The organism is Serratia sp. PL17, assembly GCF_017832355.1.
Taxonomy (GTDB): domain Bacteria; phylum Pseudomonadota; class Gammaproteobacteria; order Enterobacterales; family Enterobacteriaceae; genus Serratia.
Genome location: NZ_JAFIBY010000001.1, coordinates 1,663,343 through 1,690,131, shown reverse-complemented (window position 1 = coordinate 1,690,131; position 26,789 = coordinate 1,663,343). Strand labels below are relative to the sequence as shown.

The window sequence follows — 26,789 nt, the reverse complement described above, 5'->3', positions numbered from 1 at the left end:
CTTCCTATCTGGCTGGGATATCTATATAGTGCACCCTCAAAACCTGTACGCAGGTTATCTATTCATTTACCTATACCGGACGCGAACATGTCACAAACCCCTTTTTGGCAACAAAAAACGCTGGCGGAAATGTCAGAACAAGAGTGGGAATCGCTGTGCGACGGTTGTGGGCAATGCTGTCTGAATAAGCTGATCGACGAAGATACCGACGAGATTTATTTCACCAACGTAGCCTGCAACCAGCTGAATATTAAATCGTGCCAGTGCCGCAATTATGAGCGCCGCTTTGAACTGGAAGAGGATTGCATCAAGTTGACGCGGGAAAATCTTACGACGTTTGACTGGTTGCCGCCGACGTGTGCATACCGCCTGATTGGTGAAGGTAAACCTTTATTCCCATGGCATCCGCTGGTTAGCGGTTCCAAAGCGGCGATGCACGGTGAACGTATTACGGTGCGCCATATTGCTGTACGCGAAAGCGAAGTGGTGGACTGGCAAGATCACATTCTGAACAAACCTGACTGGGCTCGTTAATACGCTGAAATTCAATGGATTTACGGTTGGTTAACACGTTGTATTGCTCGGGGCGGCGTATAGCGGGTGAATCTTCAGAATTGGACGTGATCAAAAAAAACGGTATGCAAGAGAGGGAAAAAAGCCCCTGCAAAGATGAGGGGCAAGACACACAACAACACCAGGGAAATCGGTGATACTAACTTGCAGATACTATAAGGATTTTTCGGCAAAACTTCATCAAAATATTGATGCAATAATGCATCACTATGATGAGTTTTTTTGTATGAAGCAGATGGGTTTAGATTTTCAACGCCTCAAACGTTCAGGCTGTTAATCCTGATCGCGTAATTTGCTCGCCCTCGCATACGGCTTTTCTCGCTCCTAACTTAATGTTATGTAAATTACGCACTGGATCCCGTTCGGATGCTTCTTTTTATACATAAGGTTAGGTAGTTTGACCGCTCTCACGCTAAGTTCCGAGAGTAAAACAATGAAAATGATACGTCTGTTTGCCGTGGCTGGTGCACTGATTGTGCTTGTTTATTACCTTACACATACTTAATACCGATTTACCTCTGAAGATCATCAGTAACTCGATAAAAAACGGCGCCCCAGGGCGCCGTTTTTTATTCTTTCACGCTTAGCGGCCAAACAGGTCGCGACGTCGCGGACGAACAAATTGTGCGAGCAGCACGATAATGGCGAACAGCAGATACGCAGTGAAGATGCCGACCAGCCACTGTGGCATTTCCAGCGTCAGGAACTCCCATTGGCGCACGGAGCAATCGCCCGACGCATGAAACACCGCCGGTAGCCATTTATCCAGTGGCAGCCAAGAAGGGAAGCTGACGAAGAAATCGCAGGTATTAAACGGCGAAGGATGCAGCTGGATCATGGTGTGTTTCCACGCCAGTTGCAGGCCTTCCCAGGCACTGTAAATCCACAGCAGGATAGCGACATAGCGCAGCGGCGTTTTGGGTGCAATGGCTCCGAGCAGCGAGGCGCCCAGAATACCAAACAATGCGCAGCGTTCGTAAATGCACATCACACAGGGTTGCAGCAGCATTACGTGCTGAAAGTAGAGTGCAACTAATTCCAGTACCAATGCAGTCAGGGCCATCAACAGCCAAGCACCGCGCCCCTGCGAGCAACGGTTAAAGAATTGCAACATATATTTATTCTTCCATGCAGTAAGCAATTGAACCGGCAGTGTAAACCAATTCAACCCTGCTGCCAGCCACTTGAGGCGTATTCAGCACAAAAATAGTCGCTGGCAGCGGAGAGGGTTTACAGGATTAGCGTACAGCGGCTTCGATGGACGGCAACGTCAACCAATGCCACTGGGTAAGCAGATCGGTCACGGGCGCCAAAGTAAACTGTACGCACAGCAGCCCGACCAGCGTTAACACCACAGTATAGGGCAACGCCATCCATACCATTCGCCCATAGGATAAACGTACCAGTGGTGCCAGGGCGGAGGTCAGCAAGAACAGGAAGGCGGCCTGCCCATTTGGCGTGGCGACCGACGGTAAATTGGTCCCGGTGTTAATAGCGACCGCCAGCATTTCGAACTGTTTCAGAGAAATGGCACCATTTTCAAACGCGGCGCGTGCTTCATTAATGTAAACCGTACCGACGAACACATTGTCAGAGACTGAAGACAGCAGGCCATTGAACAGGTAAAACAGCGAAAGTTGAGAAGAAGGCTCTGCCTGCAGAACAAATTGAATCACTGGGGTAAACAGGTGTTGCTCAATGATCACGGCCACCACGGTGAAAAATACCGTCAGTAGAGCGGTGAAGGGCAGGGCTTCCTGGAAGGCTTTGCCGATGGCGTGCTCATCGGTGACACCACACAGGGAAGTGGCGAGAATAATCACCGACAGGCCAATCAGGCCCACTTCCGCAAGGTGAAAGGCCAACGCGACAACCAACCAAACGCCGATAAGTGCCTGGACCGCTAACTTAACCTGTTCTTGTTTGCTGCGCCCGGCAGTCGCCTGGCGGTCAAACTCTGTCAACACTTCGCGTACGCGATCCGGCAGTTTTGCCCCGTAGCCGAATATGCAGAAACGCTCAAGCAGCAGGCAGACCAACAGGCCGCAGACCAGTACCGGCAGAGTCACGGGTGACATGCGCAGGAAAAAGTCGACAAACCCCCAGTCGGCGCTTTTGGCAATGATCAGGTTTTGTGGTTCACCCACCATGGTCATTACGCCACCCAGCGCGGTACCGACACCTGCGTGCATTAATAGGCTGCGTAAAAAGGCACGGAACTGTTCCAGCGTCTGTTTGTTATCGTCGTTTATCAGCCCACTGTCATCATTGACGTCGGCATTGCCGCCGGACGGGTTCGACACCATGTTGTGGTAGATCGAATAAAATCCGGTTGCGACGCTGATAACCACCGCGACGACCGTCAGTGCATCGAGGAACGCTGACAATAACGCTGCCGCAAAACAGAATGCCAAAGAAAGCAGCATTTTAGAACGAATGTTCAGCAGTAGCTTGGTGAAGACGAACAGCAGCAACTGCTTCATAAAGTAAATGCCTGCCACCATAAATACCAGCAACAGCAGGACGTCCAGGTTATGAGCAATTTCCTCGCTTACACGGTCGGGGCTGGTCATGCCGATTAGCACGGCCTCAATCGCCAGCAAACCACCTGGTAACAGGGGGTAGCACTTCAGCGCCATAGCCAGGGTGAAAATAAATTCGACGACAAACAGCCAACCGGCAATGAACGGGTCGACGAAAAAGAAAACCAGCGGGTTGACCACCAAGAAAATAAGAATGGCCAGTTTGTACCAGTCAGGTGATTGCCCAAGGAAGTTTTTCACCAGGGCACTGCGTAAGGTCGTTTCCATTATGCGTTATACGTCCTGAAAATAAGTTATCGCATAATACCCTAACAATGCTGCCGGGGCAGTTGCAACCTGGGCTTGGTTTACGACGTGAAATTTCTCTGACGCGGTGTTTTTGCACAATTTTTGCCACTTTATGCACAGTTTCGTTTAATGTTTTTCGCTCACGCTATGTCATGCTTTGGCGATCTGGTATGATCAGCCGACTACTATTACTCATTATCGTCGCTACGGAACGTCAAACACATGGTCATAAAGGCGCAGAGTCCTGCCGGTTTCGCGGAAGAATACATTATCGAGAGTATCTGGAATAATCGCTTCCCCCCTGGCTCTATTTTGCCCGCGGAGCGTGAGCTTTCAGAGTTGATTGGTGTTACACGCACCACGTTACGCGAAGTTTTACAACGCCTGGCCCGTGATGGCTGGCTGACCATTCAGCATGGCAAACCGACCAAAGTAAATAATTTCTGGGAAACCTCAGGCCTTAATATTCTTGAGACAGTGGCACGCCTTGATCACCAAAGCGTCCCGCAACTGATCGACAACCTGCTGTCTGTCCGCACCAATATTGCGGCGATCTTTATTCGCGCAGCGGTGCGTAATCATCCAGAGGCCGCTCAGGAAGTGTTAGCGAAAGCCACCCAGGTGGAAGATCAAGCTGATGCTTTCAATCTGCTGGACTACGAAATTTTCCGTGGTTTGGCGTTTGCCTCCGGTAACCCGATTTACGGCCTGATTTTTAACGGCTTGAAAGGGCTATATACCCGCGTTGGCCGCTACTATTTCTCAAACCCTGAATCGCGCAAACTGGCGTTGACCTTCTACAGCAAGCTGTCAACGCTGTGTCATGAGAAGTCGTACGATCAGGTAATGGATTGCGTGCGTAACTATGGTAAAGACAGCGGTGCTATCTGGCAGAGCATGCAAGGCACCATGCCGAGTGATCTGACCGAAGCGCGTCGTTAACCAACATTCCCGCATGATGTAAAAGGGGCGCCAATGGCGCCCCTTTTGTTATGGTTGTAAGGCTATAACGGTGTGGGCCTCGGCGGACAACGCTCCAGTAGCTCGACGCTACCGTCTTCGTTTTGCTGTTCCAAAATAATGTCGAATCCCCACAGACGGTGTAAGTGTTTCATCACTTCACGCCGGCTCTTGTCCAGTGGCGCACGGTCCTGCGGGATATAGCGCAGCGTTAATGAGCGATCGCCACGTAAATCCACATTCCAGATCTGAATGTTTGGCTCGTGGTCACTCAGGTTATATTGCGCTGAAAGCTCTTCTCGGATTGCCCGGTAACCCGCTTCATTATGGATTGCCGCAATTTCCAAATAGTTATTACGATCGTCATCCAGCACGGTGAACAGCCGGAAGTCGCGCATGATCTTCGGTGACAGGAACTGGCTGATAAAACTTTCATCCTTGAAGTCACGCATGGCGAAGTGCAGCGTTTCCAACCAATCTTTACCGGCGATGTCCGGGAACCAATAGCGGTCTTCCTCGGTTGGCGATTGGCAGATGCGTTTGATGTCCTGGAACATGGCAAAGCCCAGTGCATACGGGTTAATACCGTTGTAATAAGGGCTGTTGTAAGGCGGTTGATACACCACGTTAGTGTGGCTGTGTAAAAACTCCAGCATAAAACGTTCGGTGACCCGGCCTTCATCGTACAGATGATTAAGGATGGTGTAGTGCCAGAATGTCGCCCAGCCTTCGTTCATCACCTGCGTTTGCTTCTGCGGATAAAAATACTGGCTCACTTTACGCACAATGCGCAGAACCTCGCGCTGCCACGGTTCCAACAGCGGTGCATTCTTCTCCATGAAATAGAGGATATTTTCCTGAGGTTCACTTGGATAACGGCGAGCTTGCTCAGGGGCCTCTTCACGCTCGACACGCGGCAGGGTTTTCCATAGCGTATTTACCTGGCTTTGCAGGTACTCTTCGCGGCTTTTCTGGCGCGCTTTTTCTTCAACCAATGAGATCTTCTGCGGTCGTTTGTAACGATCAACGCCGTAATTCATCAAGGCATGGCAGGAATCAAGCAGCTTCTCTACCTCTTCAACCCCGTAGCGTTCTTCGCACTGGCTGATGTAGTGACGGGCGAACAACAGATAATCGACAATAGAACTGGCATCGGTCCAACTGCGGAACAAATAGTTATTCTTGAAAAAGGAGTTGTGCCCGTAGCAGGCATGCGCCATAACCAATGCCTGCATGGTGATGGTATTTTCTTCCATCAGATACGCGATGCAGGGGTTAGAGTTAATCACAATTTCATAGGCCAGGCCTTGCTGCCCATGTTTATAACGCTGCTCGGTCTCAATGAATTTTTTACCGAATGACCAATGGGTATAGTTAATCGGCATGCCGACGCTCGAATAAGCGTCCATCATCTGCTCAGAGGTGATGACCTCAATCTGATGCGGATAGGTGTCTAGCTTGTAATGTTTGGCCACGCGATCGATGTGCTCCAGGTACACCTGCAGCAGCTCGAACGACCAGTCCGGCCCATCACTCAGACGTTTATCTTCCTTGACCTTGTCATGTGTTGAAGTAGTCATCAGCGCCCCCTCGTTATTACGGACCTTGCTCAAACGGCAGACCCTAGATCAATCGTAGCTCAATCTGGGCAGAGGGAATAATGATATAAAGCTTAAAAATTCAACGATCTGTCTCGTCGATTCCCAGTAATGATGTACCTGAGGGCTTTTATCGTGAGTTTTTTCTGCTGTAGGGGGGCAGAAGTCTTACAAAAGGTTATGGCAGTTTAATGTTATTTTTATGGTTTTTTATTCTGTTTATGTACGGGTGTTTCATTTTATGTTCTGTTAAATCCATGTTGCGTACTAGGGTTTTTCTCTATGCTATCAATGCTGTCATTGATAGCATATAGGTCATTGTTTCGTTCTAAAATCGGGCTTTCACAACATCTTATCGCTATTTATAGGTAGCTATTGCAAAAGAACCGGCCATGAACGATAAATTAATTGTGAATGTTGTCACGTTTGATGACTAAGATGTTGGACGGATTTTTCCACTGAGTTAATTTCCTGTGAGCAGAAGATTATGCTTTGTGATGCCTTGAGCTGGAGTCAGCGATGCGAGTGGTAATTTTAGGTAGTGGGGTTGTGGGTGTTGCGAGCGCCTGGTATTTGGCGAAGGCGGGGCATGAGGTCACAGTGATTGATCGTCAGCCTGGTCCAGCAATGGAAACCAGCGCGGCGAATGCCGGGCAAATCTCACCGGGCTATGCGGCTCCGTGGGCGGCGCCGGGTGTGCCGCTGAAGGCGATCAAGTGGATGTTCCAGCGCCACGCGCCGCTCGCTGTTCGTCTTGATGGCAGCAGTTTCCAGTTAAGCTGGATGTGGCAGATGCTAAAAAACTGCAATACTGAACACTATATGACCAATAAAGGGCGGATGGTGCGGTTGGCAGAATACAGTCGCGACTGTATCAAAGCATTGCGCCAGGAAACCGGCATCCAGTATGAAGGACGCCAAGGCGGTACGCTGCAGCTGTTCAGAACGCAGCAACAGTTTGAAAGTGCAGCGAAGGATATTGCTGTTCTGGAAGATGCCGGCGTGCCTTACAAGCTGTTGGAAGCGAGCCAACTGGCCAGCGTTGAGCCCGCATTGGCCCAGGTCGCGCACAAGCTGACCGGGGGGCTTCAACTGCCAAACGACGAAACCGGTGATTGCCAACTGTTTACCCAGCAACTGGCTAAACTGGCACAACAAGCAGGAGTCACCTTTTTGTATAACCGCAGCGTTGATCGCTTGCTGGTTGAAGGCGATAAAATCAGTGGCGTACAGTGCGGCGGCGAAATCTTCAAGGCTGACAGTTACGTGGTTGCTTTCGGGTCCTATTCCACAGCGCTGTTGCGCGACCTCGTGTCGATCCCGGTATACCCGCTGAAAGGCTATTCACTGACCATCCCGATCACGGATGAGGCTGCTGCCCCATTCTCGACCGTACTGGATGAAACCTACAAAATCGCCATCACCCGTTTCGACCAGCGTATTCGCGTCGGTGGCATGGCGGAAATTGTCGGTTTTAATACCCAGCTTGAGCAAAAACGGCGCGAGACGCTGGAGATGGTAGTACGCGATCTTTACCCTAACGGTGGGCGGGTGGAAGATGCGACGTTCTGGACAGGTCTGCGCCCGATGACGCCGGACGGCACGCCGATTGTCGGTAAAACGTCGCTGAAAAACCTGTTCCTGAACACCGGCCACGGCACACTGGGGTGGACAATGGCCTGCGGTTCTGGGCAGCTACTTTCTGATCTCATTTCCGGTATCACGCCGGCTATTCCTTCGGAGGACCTGGGGGTGGCGCGATACAGCGCTGGATTTCATAACCGCTACGCCGGCCCTTTAAATGATGTGCATCCCGCGCGTTAAGAACCCAATTTATTGATGTTGTCGTCACGGGCGTTGTCCCGTGACGGCATTCGCAGGCCCGTAGGAGTGCCCATGCCTCGCCCGATTTCCGCCACGTTGCACCTTGGCGCATTTGAAAATAACCTGCAGGTTGTTCGGCGTTTTGCCCCCAGCGCTAAAGTCTGGTCGGTCGTAAAGGCCAATGCCTATGGTCACGGTATTAAACATATTTGGCGCAGTTTGGCACAGACCGACGGTTTTGCTCTGTTGGATCTCGCTGAAGCCATTACCTTGAGAGAATCTGGCTGGCAGGGGCCGATTCTTTTACTGGAAGGTTTTTTCAAGCCGCAAGATTTGGCCTTGCTCGATCGCTATCGTTTGACCACATCAGTGCACAGTGATTGGCAATTGTCGGCGATAGCTGAAGCCAAACTGTCGGCGCCACTGGATGTTTACCTGAAAGTGAACAGCGGTATGAATCGTCTGGGATTTGCACCGGAACGCTTGCACGCGGTTTGGTTGAAAGCGAGGGAGATAAGCAATATTGCGAACATGACGGTGATGAGTCATTTCGCCACTGCTGATGGCCCTCAGGGAGTGGTAGAGCAAATGAGGGTTGTTGAAGACGCGGCGTCGTCTATCCCTTTGCCGCGTTGTTTAGCTAACTCTGCCGCCACGTTGTGGCACCCAGAAACCCATGGTAGCTGGGTGCGGCCAGGTATTGTGCTCTATGGCGCTTCGCCCAGCGGGCAATGGCGTGACATTGCGGAGAGCGGTTTGCAGCCCACCATGACGCTGAGCAGCGAGATCATTGGGATTCAAACGTTGAAACGCGGCGATCAGGTTGGCTATGGTTGGCGCTACCGTGCCGAAGGTGCGCAGCGTATTGGCGTAGTTGCTTGTGGCTATGCTGACGGTTATCCGCGCCATGCGCAGACCGGGACACCTGTCTGGGTAGACGGTGTGCTGACGCGGACGTTGGGTACGGTTTCAATGGATATGCTGGTGGTTGACTTAACGCCATGCCCAAATGCCCAAATTGGGGCGGAAGTAGAGCTTTGGGGACGACGCCTGCCGGTTGACGATGTTGCTGCCGCGGCAGGCACGTTGGGCTATGAATTACTGACGGCGTTGGCCGCCAGGGTACCCGTGACCACTGAGGCTTAAAAGCCTCAGGCGACTTTCTTCAATTGACCTTTAATTTGCTTGCTGCGCTGCCGCGCGTGCAGCGCCAGCAGGCAACCCACCAGCATCACCAGTGCGAGTGACAGCTTGGGTTGCAACGGCAGTGCCATTGCCAACAAGCCTAGCCCCGCACCACCGGCCATCTGTACAAATCCCACCAGGGCAGAGGCAACTCCAGCCTCGTTAGAGTACGGCTCCAGCGCGTAGCTGGTTGCCGGCCCCATCACAAAGGCAAGCCCTGCGCAGGCACAGGCGACAGGCAGCATATAAGCCAGCCAGTGAGTTTGCGCCGGGCCTGACAGCAAGAACACGCCAAGCAGCAATCCAACACAGCCGATGCCCATCAACAGCCCGCCGGTCGCAAGGCATACTGGCCGCCCGACCTTGTGAATAATCCGGTTGGCGAAAAAACTCACCAGCATGATCCAAAAGCCGTTAGCGCCAAACACCAGTGAGAATTGCAACGGGGTTAGGCCGGCGGTTCCCATCAACACGTTAGGCGCTAGTGAAACATACGTCAGCGCCATCCCCATCGCCCCAGAGTTAACTACGGCGAAGGACAAAAAGCGGCGGTCGCTAAGAATTCGGGCATATTGTCGCACCGGTAATCCTTTGACACGCACAGTATCCGCCGGGCGAGTCTCTGGCAGCCGCAGGGCGATCAGTATCAAGACAGCCAGGGCGTAACACACAAGGAACCAGAACGGTGCGCGCCAGCCAAAGGCTTCAGCTAGCAGACCGCCGAGCAGCGGTGCCAGTGCAGGGATAATATTCAGCGTGCCGTTGAGAAAACCAAAGGCGTGCGCCGCATCGTCACCGTTCATTCGGTCACGCACACCGCTGAATGCCACTACCGCAGTGCAACAAACCGCGACACCTTGCAGCAGCCGCGAGGCAACAAACACCGTTGGCGTGGTTGCCAACGCCGCCATGGCCGCGCCAAGCATATAAATAACAATACCTGCCAACGCCACCGGCTTGCGACCGTAGTTATCCACTAACGGGCCGGCGATAATCTGCCCAAGGCCTAATACCAGAATGAACAACGAAATAGTGGACTGAATCAGCGCTTCGCTGCTGTTAAGGCCGAGAGCGATCGCGGGGATAGTCGGCAAATAAAGATCGATGCCCAGCGGGCCGAGAAGTACCAGGCTAAGAAGCAGAAACAGAAATTTTTGCATAACAAAAACAGCACGTCCGAGTGACAAAGAGGGCTAGAGTAGAGACTCTGGCGTTAAATAGAAAGGGGCAAAACATAGGCTGGTTATCGCTTCGCCTGTCTGCTCCGCTTACAGTGCAGAGTTTTTACGATAGTAAAGTGCTGAGATCGTATCTGCCACGTAGCGCGCCTGATGTTTGGCGTCATCCAAGGCGCGATGAGGCGTGCCCTCGAATGCCCGTTCCTTCTTGGGATTGAAACCCAGCAGTTCGGCCAGCGTGATCACGGTACGAACGTCTTGCGTATCCCAAAACTTCCAGGGGCACGGCATTTCAAGCTGCTGAAAGGCATGTTCGAGGATGGCGCAGTCGAATTCTTTACCGTTACCCCAGACTTTTACCGGGTCGGTGCTGTTCATATGGATAAACCGGCTCAGGTTGGTCAGCGTACGTTTAAGTGTCTCAGTGCCACCGAAAGCCAGCTTACGGGCTCCATCTGATTGTTTCGCCCACCAGGCGACGGTATCCAGGCTGATGGTCCTGCCGGGTTGATCTTTTTGGCTACTCACGGCGTTTTCAAACTCGGCGCCCAGTTGGCCGGTTTGGGGATCGAAAAAGACAGCGGCAACGACCAGAATCACAGCGCTTGGCTTTATGTCCAGCGTTTCAATGTCTAACATGAGATGGTGCATTGGGGCTCCCGGCTAAGTGAGGTCGTGCATAATCTTACTACAAACCGGGCGAGGATGCGCCGTCAGGCCAGTATGTCTGAAATGACCGGCGGATTTAAAGAATACTTTGAAATAGTCTAAGGCAGGGTAACCGAGGTATGATACTCAGGGTTCTGTTGTCGGGTTGGTTCTATCGGTGAGAACGTTTATTTTCATTTTGTGTATGGTCGGTTATCTGCTGGTATTGAGCTACCTTGGCGTTTTTGTCACTGATAAAATATGTGAAAAGTCTAACAATTATACCAAAGTGTGCCGTCTGGTAGATATCTCCGAGCCTCACATCCCAAGACAATGACCGGCACTCAGCCCAAATAATTGATGGTAATCAACGGCGTCAATATGCCTGCCAAACTAGCCAGTGTTATCCATTGCCGCCAGCCCAGGCGTGCCAACCAATCTTGACGCAGAGGGGGCGTTGCCAGTTGCCCTACGGCGACGGTGCCGGTAAGTAGCAGCGTCAGGAAAATGAATACCAGCCCACGGCTCCATGCATTGAATTCAATATGCAGTACATTGGCGTAATACAGTCGCATCAGAATGTAATAGGCCAACATAACCCACGCGAAATGCGTGCGTTTTTTCAACACCTGATAGAGAATAAATGCGATGAACAGGCTGTGGCACACTGAGATCAACGGCGCTTCAATCGGGTGCCTGACACAGCCGTTATATACCGCCAGGTAAACATTAAAGATCAACTGTGCATAGACGGTATATATATACCAGCCATAGATGACTTTGAGTTTTTTGGGGGTTGGTGGTATAGGGCAATAGTCCGGTATCATTGAAGCCTCCTGAGCTGACTAGCGTTATAGCACCCAAAAACTAAATGAATTTGAAACGTCAAACAGGCTTTATTTTGGCCCCGAATGGGAACTAATCAAGGTATGTCAGGTCTGTATCGAACAATACGAGCTTTGGCGTTAATAGTTGAATTCTAATGGTAATTCATTGATATGAAAGATTATAAAAATAGCCGCTTCGCAGCGTATCTGTTGATTTTTACGCTGGGTCTTTATTTTTTGCTTCCGCCAATGCTGGTCGCTTTCTTTTTTAAGTGGTTTAACTTAAACCCTTTCGTCATTATTCGATTTTGGCATTTTAATCCATTCTCCGCCGATCGGGGCATTCCCATTTATCAAACCTTTATATACGTATTCGTCGTATGGGGTGGGTTGAATGTTCTGGTTTGGGGAACGCTGTTTGCGATAGGGCGTTTGTATGCCCGGTTCACCAGACCTCGTTGAAGGTCAGTACCCAATGCTGTAAAAGTTGTAGATACTAAGCACTTTTCAAAATATAATGATAATCGTTATCATTTTTGGCTGAAAAGGGTGAGAAGGGATATCCCTTATGCGCCACCCAATCCGGTACGCACCTGTCACATTTACTCCCATTCTATGGCCAGCCTTGAGCTGGCACTTTTTTATTTTCAATAAGATATGTCCATTCTGACTATGGGGCACCTGTGGGCTGAGTCACTTCGGAGGCTCATAAAAAGCCAACGTATAGTGTAAATCATTATGGATAAAGAGAGTGATTATCATTAGTATTTACATTTTGTAAGCCTCTGTGGACGCATTACTCGTTGTAACGGGCGAGCTGGCTCATAGAGTGCGATTTAATGATATTTACTAGGGATTACAAGCATGTCGATTATTTTTCCTGTCAAAAGGTCGCGTGTTTTATGTGCATTCGCGATCTTCCTGCCATTGACGTCGTTAGCTGAAGATACGTTGGTCGTCACGGCAAAAACCGCAGACACGGCAGAGGCACAAACACAAGGCTACCAGGCCACTACCAGCCAGGGAGCCACTAAAATCGATACCCCCCTGGTCCTGACGGCGCAGTCTGTCTCGGTGGTTACGCGCCAGCAGATGACCGATCAGAGTAGCCAGACGGTTAACGATGCGTTGAAATATGCACCGGGTGTCTTTACCAATTTTTCCGGTGGTGCGACGCGCTATGACACCATTGCGTTACGTGGTTTTCATGGTGGTGACGTTAATAATACTTTCCTTGATGGTTTACGTTTGTTGAGTGACGGCGGCACTTACAATGCCTTGCAGGTTGACCCTTGGTTCCTGGAGCGTATCGATATTATTAAAGGGCCCTCGTCGGTGATGTATGGGCAAAGCATTCCGGGTGGGTTGGTCGCGCTCACGTCCAAGCGGCCGCAGTTCGACACGCAGGGGCACGTTAATCTCAGTGCCGGTAACAACAGCACTAAAGGCGGTGCCTTTGATGTGACAGGGCCATTATCGGATCAATGGGCTTATCGCTTGACGGGAATGACGCGCAGCAGTGAAACCATGTATGACCACCAGCGCGAAGAACGTTATGCTATTTCACCGTCATTACTGTGGCAGCCGGACGAAAATACCTCGTTGTTGTTAAAAGCCTATTTGCAAAAAGATCCTTCTGGCGGCTATCACAGCGCGGTGCCGGCTGATGGGAGCCTTTACTCAAGCTCAGGAGACAAACTGGGCCGAGGGTTCTTCGACGGCGAAAGCAGCCGTAATGTGTTCAAACGCTGGGAACAAATCTACAGCTACGTTTTCTCACACAGTTTTAACGATGTTTGGTCATTCCGGCAAAATGCCAGCTATACCCATTCCAATGTTGAATTACAGCAGGTATATCAGATTGGCTGGGATCCAGAACACCAATTGTTGAACCGCTATTACAGCGGTTCTGCGACCTCGTTGGATGCATTTGCTGTCGATAATCAACTTGAAGCTGATTTTGCTACCGGCTTGCTGGAACATAAAGTGATGCTGGGGCTGGATTACCAGCGCTTTCGTAACAATCTGTGGGATGAGTCAGCAGGGGCTTCTACGTTGAATCCCTATACCGGCGTGTCCGGTGGCGCGGGGTTAACCCATCTGACGCATACCGATTCCAGGCGTCACTATGAGCAGACGGGGGTGTATTTACAGGATGAAATCAGTCTGCGGAACTGGTATCTGAATCTGTCCGGCCGTTTTGACCGCATAGATTCAAAAAATACGGTGCTCAACACGGGCACTAGCGATGCGCGTAGTGATGATAACTTCAGCGGACGTGCGTCGTTGCTTTATCATTTTGATAGTGGTTTTTCACCTTATGCCAGTTATAGCACGGCGGTGACGCCGGAGGCGCTGCCCGATCAGAACGGACATATGTTGAAACCGAGCACCAGCGAGCAATATGAGGTGGGTTTGAAGTACCAGCCGCCAGGCAGTTCATCAATCTACAGCGTGGCGCTTTATGACTTGACGCAGAAAGATGTAGCCAACCGCGTTGTACAGCAAAGTTATTATCTGCCTGCCGGTAAGGTGCATTCTCAAGGTGTTGAACTCGAGGCTCGCAGCAAGATCACCGATCGTTTCGATCTGATTGCTGGCTATACCTATAACAAAGTGAAGTTCAAAGACGCAATTGATGGCAACGACGGCAATACACCGTATTTGGTGCCAGAACAAATGGCGTCACTGTGGGGAAAATACGCGACGGCTTACGGCGTTGAGGTGGGGGCTGGGGCGCGTTACATCGGTAAACAGTGGGCGGACAATGAAAATACGCTGCGTATTCCTTCCGTGACGCTACTCGATGCCTCGGTACGAATGAATTTGGACCGCGTGAATCCGTCGTTGAAAGGTGCCTATGTGCAATTGAACGTGAATAACTTGACGGACAGAGAGTACGTTGCTGCGTGTTACGGCACCGGTTATTGTTACTGGGGAGCGGAGCGTACCCTGGTGGCAACGGTCGGATACGACTTCTAAAGAAAGGGTAATATCGCCCCGTCGATGTTTGGCGAGGCGGTTTCTATAGCGTTAGAACAAGGAGAACATCAACACTACAGGCAAGCTCAGAGGCCAGGTCAAACCAATCGTTAATGCACTGATAAAACGAATCTTAATCGTGTCCCGACTGACCAGGTAGGTAAAAATCATAGAGACTAACAGGCCAATTAAATAAAAGTATTGTGTTGCAACCCACAGCGACGACATGAAACCGATCCCAGTTGTATTTTTAAGCTGTAAATTCTAGGAGCTTAATTCTACATAATCAATGCTTATTAATTGTTTGTTCAATTTGTTATATATAACCACAAAATATGTGGATATATGTCCATGTCGCTGGGTTTTCAGAGTATTCAGTAATGAGATGATTTGAAAATGTTAAGATAATGTAATATGTTGGTGTCATGTAGAACAACATGAGGTGCAATTATGGGCTTTTGGAGAATCGTATTTACCATCATCCTGCCGCCACTGGGTGTATTGCTTGATAAAGGCATCGGCGGGGCGTTTATCCTCAATATCATCTTAACCTTATTGGGCTACTTCCCAGGGTTGATCCACGCATTCTGGATCCAGACGAAGCAATAACTGTCTAATTTCCCGGTGTTTTCAATGGAAATGCATCCGTGAATGTCGTGTAGCACAATAGGCCCTGGCGTTTGTACATGCCGGGGTTTTTTATTTTATGGAACCCTAATGGATGTTGAGGCCATAGACAAACAGCCATGAAAACAGCATGGCCAAAAGGCCTGCGATAAAAAGGATAGAGATCATTTCCTTCATGTAAAACTTCCCTTTCGATTTTGGTGAAATTACTTCTTATTGTTTTTACATGAGATTTTAGATCTTAATGGGTATAAATCCTAGTTTTAATGTCAGCGAAGGAGTGCTTTGCCGCCAGACCAGCCCTAACTATTGGAGACTTTCCCTTGGATATTCCTGTATTAGTCAGCGGTAGATTGGTATTACGCCCATTGGAGCGTGCCGATGCTGGAGATATTCAGCGTTTGTTTCCACGATGGGAAATCGTACGTCATATGACATGCCAAATACCCTGGCCATACCCTGATGGTGCCGCGCTTGAATTCATCAATCATGTGGCATTACCGGCGATGGCGGCAGGGACTGGCTGGTTTTGATCTATCCGGCGCCAAGAGGATGAACGGCATTTGATCGGTGTGATTAACCTGAGTGTTGGCGGTGGCAGCAACCGGGGTTTCTGGCTTGCCCAAGAATGGCAACGTCAGGGATTGATGACGGAAGCCAGTCAGATCGTGACAGATTACTGGTTCAATGTGCTGGAGCAAACTGTGTTGAGGGTGCCCAAGGCAAAGGATAACCTGGCGTCACGATCTATTTCTATGCAGAGCGGTATGCGTGTGGTCGCAACAAAAGAAAATGACTATGTGGGTGGCCGCATGCTTACGGAAATCTGGGAAATAACCCGTACCGAATGGAGTGCGGGGAGGGATGCCCCATAAGTTAACTATTCGGAGCTATTGCTGAAAACGATAGGTGTGCACTATATACAACAGGGCATATAAGGCGTTTTGATTCAGGGCAGAGGATGCTGAGAGGATCACAGCACTCAATGAACGAGTTTGACGTAGCGCCTCCACGTTAAAGAGGGAATCAGTAATGAAGACAAAACCCACAGTTGTCCTGGTTCATGGATTTTGGGGCGGAGCAGCGCATTGGAGCAACGTCATTACCGAATTGTCGCGTAAGGGTTATCACGCCATTCACGCCGTAGAACTGCCGCTGACATCGTTGGCTGATGATGCTGAACGCACGCGTAAGATGGTCGCACAGCAGGGCGGCCCGGTGCTCTTGGTCGGACATTCTTATGGCGGTGCAGTTATTAGTGAAATGGGTAATCTACCGAACGTCGTCGGGTTGGTGTATATCGCCGCGTTTGCACCGGACGCGGGTGAAAGCGCGGGTGGAATTACGCAAGAACATCCTCCCGTTGCGGCAGTGAACCTAATGCCGGACAGTGACGGTTATTTATGGATCAAAGCGGATAAATTTCACGAAAGCTTCTGTCAGGATCTTGCTGCCGATGAAGCTCTGGTGATGGCTGTGACGCAAAAGGCGCCGTTGGCCAGTACCTTCGGTAATGCTATTACTGAGCCTGCGTGGAAGCACAAACCATCATGGTATCAAATCTCCCGTAATGACCGGATGATTGCGCCAGAGAATCAACAGCGAATGTCAGCGCGGTTAAAAGCGAAAAAAGTCATTACCTTGAATGCCAGTCATGCCTCTCTCGCTTCGCACCCTCAGGAAGTGGCGGCTTTAATTGATGAAGCAGCGAAGGCTTCGTAAAGGTTGTTTGCTTCAAGGCCCCACTGCCGTGGGGTTTTTCATTTATAGAGATTGACTGCTTAAATAATTTCTCTCCAGCTGCATCCAAAAGCATCTCCTCGTACGTATATCAGAATGTGAGGCAAAACTTTACCTCCCTTACCTTCGAGGAAATGGTCATGAAAAAGCTTATTACTGGCGTTTTATGTGCATCAGTCTTGTTCAGCGGTGTGTCTGCTGCTGCCATGATGGGTGATCAGGTTATGGTCGGTGGTGCAGCCATGTATCCGAGTAAAAATATCATCGAAAATGCGGTTAACTCCAAAGACCATTCAACCCTGGTGGCTGCGGTTAAGGCTGCTGGGTTAGTGGATACTCTGCAGGGGAAAGGGCCATTTACTGTCTTTGCGCCCACCAATGCTGCCTTTGCCAAATTGCCGGCGGGTACCGTCGATAATTTACTGAAGCCGGAAAACAAGGCGTTGCTCACCAGTGTGCTGACCTATCACGTTGTAGCAGGCAGGTATGACATGAAACAACTGGAGAAAAAAATCCATGACGGCAAGGGAACAGCAGAATTGAAAACGGTGAATGGGCAACCTTTGTGGATCATGAACAATGGGCCACACAATATTCAGCTTAAAGATGGAAAGGGTAATATTGCGAATATCAGCACCTATGATGTGTTCCAGAATAATGGGGTGATCGATGTTATTGATACTGTCCTGATGCCTAAATAAATTGGGTCTATACTTGGTGCGGGTGGTCTGAGCGACAGCCCCCGCACCTTAATCAGGATGGGACATGACTGAACCCTTACCAGAACATGATGTGGCGATGATGAAAGCCATTGGACGTGGCGATCGCCAGGCTTTTGAGCAACTCTATCGCCAAACGTCACCGCGTTTGTATGCCGTTGCCTTGCGTATCCTCAGGCGGCAATCTTGGGCAGAAGACGTGCTGCATGAGAGCTTCATCAGCGTATGGAATCGGGCAGCCAGTTACGATCCGCTGCTCAGTTCTCCACTGACCTGGTTGACACACATTGTGCGCAACCGCGCTATTGACTGGTTACGAAGTGCGGGCGGAAAGGCGGCAGAACGCGAGGATGAGCTGGTTGATTTTGATGGTGACGGTGACAGTTTCGCTGAACCAGCCGAGGCGTTGCAACGCTCGCAAGAGGGAGAAAAGCTCACGGCGTGTCTGGATCATTTGCCCACCGATCAACGACAAAGTATCGTGCTTGCATATTATCAGGGAATGTCGCACGGTGAAGTTTCCGTTTATCTTCAACAACCGCTTGGCACGGTTAAAAGCTGGATCCGCCGAGCTCTCGACCATCTAAAAGACTGCGTGGGATTATGAAAAACCGGGGGGAGTATGACTCAGCCCTGGCTGCGGAGTATGCGTTAGGCACGCTGCGCGGCCCGGCGAGATTCAAACTGGAACAGCGAATTCGCCACGAGCCAGAGCTGGCCGCATTGGTGGCACGTTGGCAGCAGTTGTTAGCGCCTCTTGATCACGCGTTGATCCCGATAACGCCGCCGGAACGGGTATGGAAGAAAATCCAACTTAGCCTGCCACCGCTGTCACGCCAACGCCAGTGGCGCTGGGATTATCTTGCCTGGGCACTCGCCGCGGGTTTGGCCGCAGTGGTGCTGGTGCCGCGTTTTATCGCACAACCGCCGGAGTTTACCCCTGCATTGGTGCTGAGTAGCGAGCAACGCGGTAGCGAGCAGTGGATTGTCAGTCTCGACAAAGCGGTAAAACATCTGCAACTCACCCCAGTTAATCCACAACAAATTGCTGCGACAAACAGTCTGCAACTGTGGGCAATACCCGCCGGGGAAAAACCGGTGTCGCTTGGTGTGGTTGCGGCGAGAGACGTGACCAGGCTGACTTTGGATCAGATTCAGTTGTCCAAAGGAATGACCATCGCCATCAGCCTGGAACCTGCGGGTGGATCCCCCACTGGACAGCCTACAGGGCCAGTTCTGTATGCTGGGCAGCTCGTTTCACTGTAGTGACTTATGGGCCGTTGCGGTGGTCATTGCGCAAGCGGATTAAACCGGCTTACTGTGTTCAGCCGCGTGCATTGCCAGATAAGCCTGAATGTTACTGTCTCTGATCCCCAGCGTCGCTAAAATTTCTGCCATAAAGCTGACGGGGGCACTCCCCGGCGCTGTCACAATACGTCGATCGGTTACGGCATAAGGCACGTCTTGATAGTGCGTACCTCCCCGATAGCCCGGTACTGACGACAGGTTTTCTGCCGAATTAGAGGTATGACGGCAGTTATCAAGCACGCCCGCCTGTGCCAGAACCCGGGTTCCGTCGCAAATTCCTGCGACAACGATATTCTTGCTGTATGCCTCAGCCACCAGGCCATTGATATCAGGCGCTTCTTTTGTCTGCCATGCCGTACCACCGCAAATGATTAACAAATCAATGTCGTCCAACGGGATGGCTTCGATCGACAATTGCGGCGTCACAAACATACCGCTGGAGGAGATTACCGGGTCACCATTTGGGGCCGCAAAGCGGATATCAAAACCATAATAACCGCGGCAAGTTGAGTTGATTAAAGCTGTTTCCCAATCGGAAAAGTTGTCAGTAATAACGGTGATAGCGCGTTTCATTGGTGCGTCTTTCCCTGCATTTGTTGGCGTGGAGCGAGGCGTTACCCCACGCAGGAGTACCCAGCTTAAAGGCTGCCACTGCCAATTTCTGTCAGTAGGGTTTGTGACGTGCTATCTCATTGTCTTGCCAAGGCTGATATCAAAAAAATCCCGCACAGCGGCGGGATTAAGGGATGATAGCGACAAACTGGATTCTATTCTGATTTTGGTGTGGTGTGTGTCCAGATGGCGACAGTACCGCAGCTAAATTTCAGCGACAAGGGGAAAAGACGAAATGACGCAGGTATCAGAATATCCTCAACAAAATTGCGACGCATTTATCCCGCCAAGATCACGGAATGTTCGCAGAGAAGAGGATTGTGGGGCTGTAGGATAAGCGTCAGGCTTGGTGCCTTATCGTCGTTTAGGCTTGGTGCTGAAAGAACGTGCTTATCCTGCAAAAAAACAGCCGGCTAATGAGATTAGCCGGCTGCGATTCACAATGTTAATTACACGGTCTGCTTGTGGAATAGCTCGCGGAATACGGGGTAGATATCATCCGGTTCGCGGATATGCTGCATGGCAAAGTTTTCGAATTTCGCCTGCAAGTCTTCATACTCCCGCCACAGCGTCTGGTGGGCGCGACGCGTGATTTCGATGTAGCTGTAATAACGCACCATGGGCAGCAGTTGTTTTGCCAACAACTCATGACACAACGGTGAGTCATCGGCCCAGTTGTCACCATCTGACGCCTGTGCAGCATAGATGTTCCATTGCGCAGGATCGTAACGCTCTTCAACCACTTCGTTCATCAGTTTCAGCGCGCTGGAAACGATAGTCCCACCGGTTTCTTGCGAATAGAAGAACTCCTGTTCATCCACTTCTTTTGCCTGAGTATGGTGACGGATATAGACGACATCTACGTTTTTATAGGTTCTGCTCAGGAATAAATAGAGCAGGATATAGAAACGCTTAGCCATGTCCTTGGTGGCCTGGTCCATTGAGCCGGAAACGTCCATCAGGCAGAACATGACTGCCTGGCTTGAAGGTTCCGGTCTGCGCTCATAGTTTTTGTAACGCAAATCAAACGTATCAATAAAGGGTACGCTTTCGATTTTTTTGCGTAATTCAGCAATTTCTTTGCGCAGCCTTTCCTCTTCCAGCAGTTGCACCGGTTCGGTGTTTTCCATCTGGGTGAGTTCGTCCTCCAACGCATGTAACGCGCGTCGTTTGCCGGCGGTCATCGCAGTACGTCGCGCCAGCGAATTTTGTAGCGAACGGACCACGCTAATATTGGCCGGTACGCCGTTGGCGGTGTAACCAGCCCGATGGGTTTTGTATTCTGTAAGCTGCTTATACTGGTTCTTTTTCAGATTCGGCAGCGCCAGATCCTCAAACAGCAGGTCAAGATATTCGTCCTTGGAAATTTGGAAGACGAATTCGTCCTCGCCTTCACCGTCTTGGCTGGCGTTACCTTGACCGCTGCCACCGCCCCCGCCACCCTGAGGGCGTTCGACACGGTCATTCTGCACGAAATGATCGTTACCTGGATGAACGCGATGGCGTGTGCCACCGCGACCCTGATGAAACATTGGTTCGTTGATATCACCAGTGGGGATCGAGATGGATTCTCCACTGTTTACGTCGGTGACCGAACGCTTGTTGATGGCTTCGGCAATCGACTGTTTGATTTGCGACTTGTAACGGCGCAAGAAACGTTGGCGGTTAACCATGCTCTTGTTTTTGCCATTAAGTCGTCGGTCAATAAAATACGCCATACATCCCCCAAACGACGTTGCCAACTTGCTATGCCATCTCCATGACGCCAATTCTCATTATATCCGCCATACTTGAGGCTGTATTTGGGTTGGTTTCCCGGCTTACCCCAGGCCACGTACTCTTTGTACGCACCCGGGGATAGGCTCAGTTGCCGTCGATACAACCACCAACGACTTTGGATATAGTCGTTATGAAGACTTCCTGACCCGCAGATACCATTCACACAGAAGACGCACTTGTTTGCGGGTGTAGCCTTTTTCCATCATACGGTCGACGAAGTCGTCGTGTTTTTTCTGCTCATCCGTTGAGGTTTTAGCGTTAAACGAAATCACTGGCAGTAACTCTTCGGTGTTCGAGAACATTTTCTTCTCGATCACGGTACGCAGCTTCTCATAGCTGGTCCAGTTAGGGTTACGACCGCTATTATTAGCCCGGGCACGCAGCACGAAGTTGACTATTTCGTTGCGGAAGTCTTTCGGATTACTGATGCCAGCGGGTTTTTCGATTTTCTCCAGTTCAGCATTCAGGGACTCGCGATCGAACAGTTGCCCAGTATCCGGATCACGGTACTCTTGATCCTGTATCCAGAAATCTGCATAGGTCACGTAGCGGTCGAAAATGTTCTGGCCGTATTCCGAGTAGGATTCCAGATAGGCCGTTTGGATCTCTTTACCGATAAACTCGGCGTATTTCGGGATCAGATAGCCTTTCAGGTGTTCCAGGTATTTCTCTGACAAATCCTGTGGGAATTGCTCGCGTTCGATCTGCTGTTCCAGTACGTAGAACAGGTGTACCGGGTTAGCAGCGACCTCAGCGTGATCAAAGTTGAACACCCTTGAGAGGATTTTAAATGCAAAACGGGTGGACAGGCCGTTCATGCCTTCATCAACCCCTGCATAGTCGCGGTATTCCTGATACGACTTGGCTTTCGGATCGGTATCCTTGAGGCTTTCGCCATCATAGACGCGCATCTTAGAGTAGATGCTCGAGTTTTCAGGCTCTTTCATGCGTGAAAGCACGGTAAAGCGAGCCAGCGTTTCCAGTGTGCCAGGGGCGCATGGGGCATGGGTCAGTTCGCTGTGATCCAGCAGTTTGTCGTAGATTTTTATCTCTTCCGACACCCGCAGGCAGTACGGGACCTTAACGATATAAACACGGTCCAGGAATGCCTCGTTGTTTTTGTTGTTACGGAAGGTCACCCATTCGGATTCGTTGGAGTGGGCCAGAATAATGCCGCTGAACGGCAGGGCAGAAATCCCCTCGGTACCGTTGTAGTTACCTTCCTGGGTGGCAGTCAGCAGAGGGTGCAGCACCTTGATCGGTGCCTTGAACATCTCTACGAACTCCATGATCCCTTGGTTGGCACGGCAAAGGGCGCCGGAGTAGCCATAGGCATCCGGATCGTTCTGCGCGTGGTTTTCCAGCTTGCGGATATCCACTTTACCTACCAGCGCAGAGATATCCTGGTTGTTCTCATCACCCGGTTCTGTTTTGGCGATGGCGATCTGTTCCAGGATGGAAGGGCGCACTTTCACCACTTTGAATTTGGTGATATCGCCGCCAAATTCATGCAGGCGTTTAGCCGCCCACGGGGACATGATGGTGCCGAGATAGCGATTAGGAATGTTATATTCTTTTTCCAGAATATTGGCATCTTCCTGCGGATTGAACAGGCACAGCGGATGATCGTTGACCGGGCTGCGTTCTCCGTTGGCACTCAGTGTGTAAATCGGTACGAGTTGCATCAGCGCCTTCAGGCGTTCCGCCAACGATGATTTCCCGCCGCCCACAGGGCCCAACAGGTAAAGAATTTGTTTTTTCTCTTCGAGGCCCTGCGCGGCATGCTTCAGATAAGAGACTATCTGTTCGATAGCTTCTTCCATGCCGTAGAACTCTTCGAATGCCGGGTAGCGTGCGATCACGCGGTTGGAGAACAGGCGAGACATGCGCGACTCAAGCGCGGTGTCGACCATAACTGGTTCACCGATAGCCATCAGCAGACGTTCGGCCGCATTGGCATATGCACTGCGATCTTGCCGGCAAATGGTAAGAAAGTCCTGCAGTGTGAACTCTTCGTCCTTGGCAGCTTCGTAGCGCTGGCGATAGTGGTCAAATATGTTCATGGCGATGCCCGTCCTTTCGTTATTAGCACAGGTTAAAGGGAGCTAGTGATAGTCTTGTGGCCCCCGAAAGAAGAAGTTATCCCTGAGTACAGCAACCCGTATGCCAACTTGGTGCGCTTATAATCGCGAGTTGCGCTGTATTGCCACTGGCTCAGGATTCATTCACCTTCTGATTTAAGCTTAGTTTGCATACCGGAAAATTTCCTGCGTCATAAAAAGCTTTTTTTAAGTCATATCAATGACTCAGTTATTACAGGCGTATCAAATGCCTTGTCTGGCGCGGCCTGCGGCAAAAAACGTCACTGTTCTGCCATGATTAATTCATATTTCTGTTCTAAGTTATTCGATCTTAGTCGTTTTCCATTGTAAAGATTCAGCGCGTAACGAATTTTTCACATAAACTATGTCCGCAATTAACTCTGTTATTTATGGAAAAAGAACCAGTGAAGATTTTTCAACTCAAAACGCTAGCAATTATCGCTTCCGCAATGGTTTGTGCGCAAAGTGCTCAGGCAGGAACTTGGTCACTCGGTGCTTCCGCACTGGTTAGTCCGGACCCGTATCGTGGTTATCAGGACCGCGTGTACCCGGTACCCGTTATTAATTATGAAGGTGACGACTTCTACTTCCGGACGCTGACTGCCGGTTATTACCTGTGGAAAGATCAGGAAAATCAACTGAGCCTGATGGGCTACTACTCGCCGCTGGGTTACCGCCCAGGTGACAGCGACGACGATCGCATGAAACAGTTGAACAAACGTCGCGGTACGCTGATGGCCGGCCTGGCCTATTCGCATTTTGCCGAGTGGGGCATCCTGCGGACGACGTTGACAGGCGATACGCTGAATTACAGCAACGGTATCGTCGGTGACCTGGCCTATCTGTACAAATTTGATCTGGACGCCTTTACCTTGGTACCCGGAGTGGGTGTGATGTGGAGCAGCAAAAACCAGAACAAATATTACTTTGGCGTGAGTGAAGACGAGTCTCGCCGCAGCGGTCTTGACAGCTATACGCCGAGCGATAGCTGGGCACCTTATGTTGAGCTGAGCGCTAACTACAAGATCAACAAGGATTGGGATGCGTTCTTTGTCGGTCGCTATGTCAAACTGTCTGACGAAGTGAAAGATAGCCCAATGGTGGATAAATCTTACACCGGGCTGTTGATGACAGGCGTGAAATACAGCTTCTAATCCAGCTGCGCACAAATAGTGTGCAATAAGTGCATCAAAAAGGGGCGTTTACGCCCCTTTTGCACATTCTTGGTGCGGTAACGGAAGGCGGTCGTATTGACCGCACTAAGAAAGACTACGCGTTGCTACGGATGCGGAAGGTCACAGCCAAACGCGCCGGTTGTTCACCTGCGGCCACCAGAGGCTTGCTGACGCGACCTGTTTCCACGCAAACCATGGTTTTATAACCGTCGTTTGGCATATCTGCCATGCTGCAAGACAATTCCACCCCTGGATTCCAGGCAATCACATCACTCATATGGTGATGATGAACCTCAATGGTGCGCCGCAGCGATGCGTCCTTAATCAGGCTGTAAGCATCTGGCTTGGTGTAAACCCGGTCAGTTTGCCCCACGAAGGTCACATCGCCCACCTGGCGTGCTTCTGAACCGCCAGCGACCTTATCGATATAAGGCTCACCGAGACCGGCAACGTTAACTTGTGCAATATCACCGATCTGGAAATACGTGTGCAGCGCAGCGGTTGCCTGATAGTCACCATGTGACTCCAGTTCTATCTCGCATTCTTCACCCAGTTTAAAGCGAGCAATCAGCGTAAAGGCATGGGGCCACAGGCTACGAGTTTGCTCATTGTCTTTCAGCGTGAATGTCAGTATGACGCCGTTCTCGTCTTCGTCATGCGCCGTCAGGCTCCACGGCTGATTGCGGGCGAAGCCGTGTGAGGGTTTTGCCACCGGGCCAAACCAGGGCCAGCAAATCGGTACGCCACCGCGGATGGCATTGCCTTTTTTAAACGGCGTGTTGTTGCTCAGCCAAATAGCCGGTTTTTCACCGCTAGGTTGCCAGGCCAACAGATGTGCGCCTTGCAACGAGATTGCTGCGCGTACTTTGGGGTGGGAAACGACCACCACAGGCAGTTCGTCGAGTTGACGTTGGCTGATGTAAGGTGAAATTTGTTCGGTAACGGGTAGGGTGAAAATCTTTTCGTTCATCAGATTGCCTTTTGTTCGCCGTAGAAACAAAAAAGGGCGACACAAATGTCGCCCTCATCATCACTTAACATCAATCCATTATTTGGAGATGTGAGCGATCAGATCCAGAACCTTGTTGGAATAGCCAGTTTCGTTGTCGTACCAAGAAACCAGTTTCACGAAGGTGTCGCTCAGTGCGATACCGGCTTTGGCATCGAATACGGAAGTCAGAGTTTCACCGTTGAAATCGGTAGAAACTACTTCGTCTTCGGTGTAACCCAGAACGCCTTTCAGCTCGCCTTCAGAAGCCGCTTTGATAGCAGCACAGATTTCTTTGTAAGACGCTGGTTTTGCCAGACGAGCAGTCAGGTCAACCACAGACACGTTCGGAGTTGGAACGCGGAACGCCATACCGGTCAGTTTGCCGTTCAGTTCTGGGATAACTTTACCTACAGCTTTAGCTGCACCGGTAGAAGAAGGGATGATGTTCTGGGATGCGCCGCGGCCGCCGCGCCAGTCTTTGTGAGACGGGCCATCAACAGTTTTCTGAGTTGCGGTAGTTGCATGCACAGTGGTCATCAGCGCTTCAACGATGCCGAACTTGTCGTTGATAACTTTAGCCAGTGGTGCCAGGCAGTTGGTGGTACAAGAAGCGTTAGAAACGATTTCCTGACCTGCGTAGGATTTGTGGTTCACACCCATAACGAACATTGGGGTGTCGTCTTTGGATGGGCCAGTCAGAACAACTTTCTTAGCGCCTGCAGCGATGTGTTTACGTGCAGTTTCGTCAGTCAGGAACAGGCCAGTTGCTTCAGCAACGACGTCAACGTTGACTTCGTTCCACTTCAGGTTAGCCGGATCTCTTTCTGAGGTACAACGGATGGTTTTGCCGTTAACAACCAGGTGGCCGTCTTTAACTTCTACAGTGCCGTTGAAGCGGCCGTGAGTAGAGTCATATTTCAGCATGTAAGCCATGTACTCTGCGTCTAACAGGTCGTTGATTGCAACGATTTCGATGTCAGAACGTTCTTGAGCAGCACGAAAAACAATGCGACCGATACGGCCAAAACCGTTGATACCTACTTTGATAGTCATATATTCCACCAGCTATTTGTTAGTGAATAAAAGGTTGCTTGTAAAATTACAAAAACCTTACCAAGCGTCAAGCGGAA

At 50.5% G+C, this 26,789-nt stretch carries 24 protein-coding genes and 1 pseudogene; 13 read left to right on the top strand and 12 right to left on the bottom strand.

Annotation, left to right across the window (positions count from 1 at the left end):
• Positions 1-87 precede the first annotated feature (87 nt).
• Positions 88-534, top strand: a complete 447-nt coding sequence (locus tag JOE25_RS08110; RefSeq protein WP_209633953.1) for a YcgN family cysteine cluster protein — start codon at positions 88-90, stop codon at positions 532-534.
• Between the two features lie 622 nt (positions 535-1,156).
• Here the strand turns inward: JOE25_RS08110 and dsbB are convergent.
• Together dsbB and nhaB are read right to left on the bottom strand one after the other, a co-directional pair.
• A complete protein-coding gene (gene dsbB, locus JOE25_RS08105) occupies positions 1,157-1,687 on the bottom strand; it encodes a disulfide bond formation protein DsbB (RefSeq protein WP_037419753.1) in 531 nt (176 codons plus the stop codon).
• Between the two features lie 124 nt (positions 1,688-1,811).
• Positions 1,812-3,383, bottom strand: a complete 1,572-nt coding sequence (gene nhaB, locus JOE25_RS08100) for a sodium/proton antiporter NhaB (RefSeq protein WP_209633950.1) — start codon at positions 3,381-3,383, stop codon at positions 1,812-1,814.
• Between the two features lie 243 nt (positions 3,384-3,626).
• On the opposite strand from nhaB, the gene fadR reads away from it, so the two are divergent.
• Complete coding sequence (fadR, locus tag JOE25_RS08095) at positions 3,627-4,346, top strand: fatty acid metabolism transcriptional regulator FadR (RefSeq protein WP_037419750.1); 720 nt, start codon at positions 3,627-3,629, stop codon at positions 4,344-4,346.
• 62 nt (positions 4,347-4,408) lie between these two features.
• Here fadR and JOE25_RS08090 read toward each other — a convergent pair whose 3' ends face one another.
• Positions 4,409-5,944 carry a SpoVR family protein gene (locus tag JOE25_RS08090; RefSeq protein WP_037419977.1) on the bottom strand — a complete coding sequence of 512 codons (1,536 nt, stop codon included), beginning with the start codon at positions 5,942-5,944 and terminating at the stop codon, positions 4,409-4,411.
• A gap of 537 nt (positions 5,945-6,481) precedes the next feature.
• Between JOE25_RS08090 and JOE25_RS08085 the strand changes: the two genes are divergently transcribed.
• Positions 6,482-7,786, top strand: a complete 1,305-nt coding sequence (locus JOE25_RS08085) for a D-amino acid dehydrogenase (RefSeq protein ID WP_209633948.1) — start codon at positions 6,482-6,484, stop codon at positions 7,784-7,786.
• A 72-nt stretch (positions 7,787-7,858) separates the two neighbouring features.
• Positions 7,859-8,932 (top strand): catabolic alanine racemase DadX, encoded by a 1,074-nt coding sequence (gene dadX, locus JOE25_RS08080; protein ID WP_209633946.1) that lies wholly within the window; start codon positions 7,859-7,861, stop codon positions 8,930-8,932.
• 5 nt (positions 8,933-8,937) lie between these two features.
• On the opposite strand, the gene JOE25_RS08075 is transcribed toward dadX, so the two are convergent.
• The 3 genes from JOE25_RS08075 to JOE25_RS08065 form a co-directional block, all read right to left on the bottom strand.
• The gene (locus JOE25_RS08075; protein ID WP_209633945.1) at positions 8,938-10,131 is read right to left on the bottom strand and encodes a multidrug effflux MFS transporter; all 1,194 of its coding nucleotides are present in this window, start codon (positions 10,129-10,131) and stop codon (positions 8,938-8,940) included.
• Between the two features lie 108 nt (positions 10,132-10,239).
• The gene (locus JOE25_RS08070) at positions 10,240-10,800 is read right to left on the bottom strand and encodes a 3'-5' exonuclease (protein ID WP_209633943.1); all 561 of its coding nucleotides are present in this window, start codon (positions 10,798-10,800) and stop codon (positions 10,240-10,242) included.
• Between the two features lie 341 nt (positions 10,801-11,141).
• Complete coding sequence (locus JOE25_RS08065; protein ID WP_209633941.1) at positions 11,142-11,624, bottom strand: hypothetical protein; 483 nt, start codon at positions 11,622-11,624, stop codon at positions 11,142-11,144.
• A gap of 171 nt (positions 11,625-11,795) precedes the next feature.
• Here JOE25_RS08065 and JOE25_RS08060 point away from each other — a divergent pair, with 171 nt between their 5' ends.
• Together JOE25_RS08060 and JOE25_RS08055 are read left to right on the top strand one after the other, a co-directional pair.
• Entirely contained in the window at positions 11,796-12,086 is a 291-nt protein-coding gene (locus tag JOE25_RS08060; RefSeq protein WP_209633939.1) for a hypothetical protein, read from the top strand.
• A gap of 402 nt (positions 12,087-12,488) precedes the next feature.
• Positions 12,489-14,606, top strand: a complete 2,118-nt coding sequence (locus JOE25_RS08055; RefSeq protein WP_209633937.1) for a TonB-dependent siderophore receptor — start codon at positions 12,489-12,491, stop codon at positions 14,604-14,606.
• 51 nt (positions 14,607-14,657) lie between these two features.
• Here the strand turns inward: JOE25_RS08055 and JOE25_RS08050 are convergent, their stop codons facing one another.
• Positions 14,658-14,834: a GhoT/OrtT family toxin gene (locus tag JOE25_RS08050; protein ID WP_012145459.1), complete on the bottom strand. Its 177-nt coding sequence runs from the start codon at positions 14,832-14,834 to the stop codon at positions 14,658-14,660.
• Positions 14,835-15,056: 222 nt separating this feature from the next.
• Here JOE25_RS08050 and JOE25_RS08045 point away from each other — a divergent pair, with 222 nt between their 5' ends.
• The 6 genes and pseudogenes from JOE25_RS08045 to JOE25_RS08020 all read left to right on the top strand — a co-directional run bounded on the left by JOE25_RS08045 (position 15,057) and on the right by JOE25_RS08020 (position 18,958).
• The gene (locus JOE25_RS08045) at positions 15,057-15,215 is read left to right on the top strand and encodes a YqaE/Pmp3 family membrane protein (protein WP_037419737.1); all 159 of its coding nucleotides are present in this window, start codon (positions 15,057-15,059) and stop codon (positions 15,213-15,215) included.
• 284 nt (positions 15,216-15,499) lie between these two features.
• A pseudogene (locus JOE25_RS08040) lies at positions 15,500-16,108 on the top strand (GNAT family N-acetyltransferase).
• A 157-nt stretch (positions 16,109-16,265) separates the two neighbouring features.
• The gene (locus JOE25_RS08035) at positions 16,266-16,955 is read left to right on the top strand and encodes an alpha/beta hydrolase (protein ID WP_209633936.1); all 690 of its coding nucleotides are present in this window, start codon (positions 16,266-16,268) and stop codon (positions 16,953-16,955) included.
• A gap of 158 nt (positions 16,956-17,113) precedes the next feature.
• Positions 17,114-17,674 carry a fasciclin domain-containing protein gene (locus tag JOE25_RS08030; protein WP_209633935.1) on the top strand — a complete coding sequence of 187 codons (561 nt, stop codon included), beginning with the start codon at positions 17,114-17,116 and terminating at the stop codon, positions 17,672-17,674.
• A 64-nt stretch (positions 17,675-17,738) separates the two neighbouring features.
• Positions 17,739-18,299, top strand: a complete 561-nt coding sequence (locus JOE25_RS08025) for a sigma-70 family RNA polymerase sigma factor (RefSeq protein WP_209633934.1) — start codon at positions 17,739-17,741, stop codon at positions 18,297-18,299.
• Positions 18,296-18,958: an anti-sigma factor gene (locus JOE25_RS08020; protein ID WP_209633933.1), complete on the top strand. Its 663-nt coding sequence runs from the start codon at positions 18,296-18,298 to the stop codon at positions 18,956-18,958. Before JOE25_RS08025 ends, JOE25_RS08020 begins: the two co-directional genes overlap by 4 nt.
• A 39-nt stretch (positions 18,959-18,997) precedes the next feature.
• Here JOE25_RS08020 and JOE25_RS08015 read toward each other — a convergent pair whose 3' ends face one another.
• The 3 genes from JOE25_RS08015 to yeaG all read right to left on the bottom strand — a co-directional run bounded on the left by JOE25_RS08015 (position 18,998) and on the right by yeaG (position 23,454).
• The gene (locus JOE25_RS08015) at positions 18,998-19,573 is read right to left on the bottom strand and encodes a type 1 glutamine amidotransferase family protein (protein WP_209633932.1); all 576 of its coding nucleotides are present in this window, start codon (positions 19,571-19,573) and stop codon (positions 18,998-19,000) included.
• A 488-nt stretch (positions 19,574-20,061) separates the two neighbouring features.
• Positions 20,062-21,330, bottom strand: coding sequence for a YeaH/YhbH family protein (locus tag JOE25_RS08010; protein WP_209633931.1), 1,269 nt, complete (start codon positions 21,328-21,330; stop codon positions 20,062-20,064).
• Positions 21,331-21,519: 189 nt separating this feature from the next.
• Positions 21,520-23,454 carry a protein kinase YeaG gene (gene yeaG / locus JOE25_RS08005; protein ID WP_209633930.1) on the bottom strand — a complete coding sequence of 645 codons (1,935 nt, stop codon included), beginning with the start codon at positions 23,452-23,454 and terminating at the stop codon, positions 21,520-21,522.
• A gap of 428 nt (positions 23,455-23,882) precedes the next feature.
• On the opposite strand from yeaG, the gene JOE25_RS08000 reads away from it, so the two are divergent.
• Complete coding sequence (locus JOE25_RS08000) at positions 23,883-24,647, top strand: MipA/OmpV family protein (protein WP_209633929.1); 765 nt, start codon at positions 23,883-23,885, stop codon at positions 24,645-24,647.
• 115 nt (positions 24,648-24,762) lie between these two features.
• Here JOE25_RS08000 and JOE25_RS07995 read toward each other — a convergent pair whose 3' ends face one another.
• Both JOE25_RS07995 and gapA read right to left on the bottom strand, forming a co-directional pair.
• Complete coding sequence (locus tag JOE25_RS07995; protein ID WP_209633927.1) at positions 24,763-25,638, bottom strand: D-hexose-6-phosphate mutarotase; 876 nt, start codon at positions 25,636-25,638, stop codon at positions 24,763-24,765.
• A gap of 78 nt (positions 25,639-25,716) precedes the next feature.
• Complete coding sequence (gapA, locus tag JOE25_RS07990) at positions 25,717-26,712, bottom strand: glyceraldehyde-3-phosphate dehydrogenase (RefSeq protein WP_012145453.1); 996 nt, start codon at positions 26,710-26,712, stop codon at positions 25,717-25,719.
• Positions 26,713-26,789 lie beyond the last annotated feature (77 nt).

Excerpts from the sequence above, each read along its gene's own strand:
- JOE25_RS08110 (WP_209633953.1), top strand. The coding sequence starts at position 88 with ATGTCACAAACCCCTTTTTGGCAACAAAAAACGCTGGCGGAAATGTCA.
- dsbB (WP_037419753.1), bottom strand. The coding sequence starts at position 1,687 with ATGTTGCAATTCTTTAACCGTTGCTCGCAGGGGCGCGGTGCTTGGCTG.
- nhaB (WP_209633950.1), bottom strand. The coding sequence starts at position 3,383 with ATGGAAACGACCTTACGCAGTGCCCTGGTGAAAAACTTCCTTGGGCAA.
- fadR (WP_037419750.1), top strand. The coding sequence starts at position 3,627 with ATGGTCATAAAGGCGCAGAGTCCTGCCGGTTTCGCGGAAGAATACATT.
- JOE25_RS08090 (WP_037419977.1), bottom strand. The coding sequence starts at position 5,944 with ATGACTACTTCAACACATGACAAGGTCAAGGAAGATAAACGTCTGAGT.
- JOE25_RS08085 (WP_209633948.1), top strand. The coding sequence starts at position 6,482 with ATGCGAGTGGTAATTTTAGGTAGTGGGGTTGTGGGTGTTGCGAGCGCC.
- dadX (WP_209633946.1), top strand. The coding sequence starts at position 7,859 with ATGCCTCGCCCGATTTCCGCCACGTTGCACCTTGGCGCATTTGAAAAT.
- JOE25_RS08075 (WP_209633945.1), bottom strand. The coding sequence starts at position 10,131 with ATGCAAAAATTTCTGTTTCTGCTTCTTAGCCTGGTACTTCTCGGCCCG.
- JOE25_RS08070 (WP_209633943.1), bottom strand. The coding sequence starts at position 10,800 with ATGCACCATCTCATGTTAGACATTGAAACGCTGGACATAAAGCCAAGC.
- JOE25_RS08065 (WP_209633941.1), bottom strand. The coding sequence starts at position 11,624 with ATGATACCGGACTATTGCCCTATACCACCAACCCCCAAAAAACTCAAA.
- JOE25_RS08060 (WP_209633939.1), top strand. The coding sequence starts at position 11,796 with ATGAAAGATTATAAAAATAGCCGCTTCGCAGCGTATCTGTTGATTTTT.
- JOE25_RS08055 (WP_209633937.1), top strand. The coding sequence starts at position 12,489 with ATGTCGATTATTTTTCCTGTCAAAAGGTCGCGTGTTTTATGTGCATTC.
- JOE25_RS08050 (WP_012145459.1), bottom strand. The coding sequence starts at position 14,834 with ATGTCGTCGCTGTGGGTTGCAACACAATACTTTTATTTAATTGGCCTG.
- JOE25_RS08045 (WP_037419737.1), top strand. The coding sequence starts at position 15,057 with ATGGGCTTTTGGAGAATCGTATTTACCATCATCCTGCCGCCACTGGGT.
- JOE25_RS08035 (WP_209633936.1), top strand. The coding sequence starts at position 16,266 with ATGAAGACAAAACCCACAGTTGTCCTGGTTCATGGATTTTGGGGCGGA.
- JOE25_RS08030 (WP_209633935.1), top strand. The coding sequence starts at position 17,114 with ATGAAAAAGCTTATTACTGGCGTTTTATGTGCATCAGTCTTGTTCAGC.
- JOE25_RS08025 (WP_209633934.1), top strand. The coding sequence starts at position 17,739 with ATGACTGAACCCTTACCAGAACATGATGTGGCGATGATGAAAGCCATT.
- JOE25_RS08020 (WP_209633933.1), top strand. The coding sequence starts at position 18,296 with ATGAAAAACCGGGGGGAGTATGACTCAGCCCTGGCTGCGGAGTATGCG.
- JOE25_RS08015 (WP_209633932.1), bottom strand. The coding sequence starts at position 19,573 with ATGAAACGCGCTATCACCGTTATTACTGACAACTTTTCCGATTGGGAA.
- JOE25_RS08010 (WP_209633931.1), bottom strand. The coding sequence starts at position 21,330 with ATGGCGTATTTTATTGACCGACGACTTAATGGCAAAAACAAGAGCATG.
- yeaG (WP_209633930.1), bottom strand. The coding sequence starts at position 23,454 with ATGAACATATTTGACCACTATCGCCAGCGCTACGAAGCTGCCAAGGAC.
- JOE25_RS08000 (WP_209633929.1), top strand. The coding sequence starts at position 23,883 with ATGGAAAAAGAACCAGTGAAGATTTTTCAACTCAAAACGCTAGCAATT.
- JOE25_RS07995 (WP_209633927.1), bottom strand. The coding sequence starts at position 25,638 with ATGAACGAAAAGATTTTCACCCTACCCGTTACCGAACAAATTTCACCT.
- gapA (WP_012145453.1), bottom strand. The coding sequence starts at position 26,712 with ATGACTATCAAAGTAGGTATCAACGGTTTTGGCCGTATCGGTCGCATT.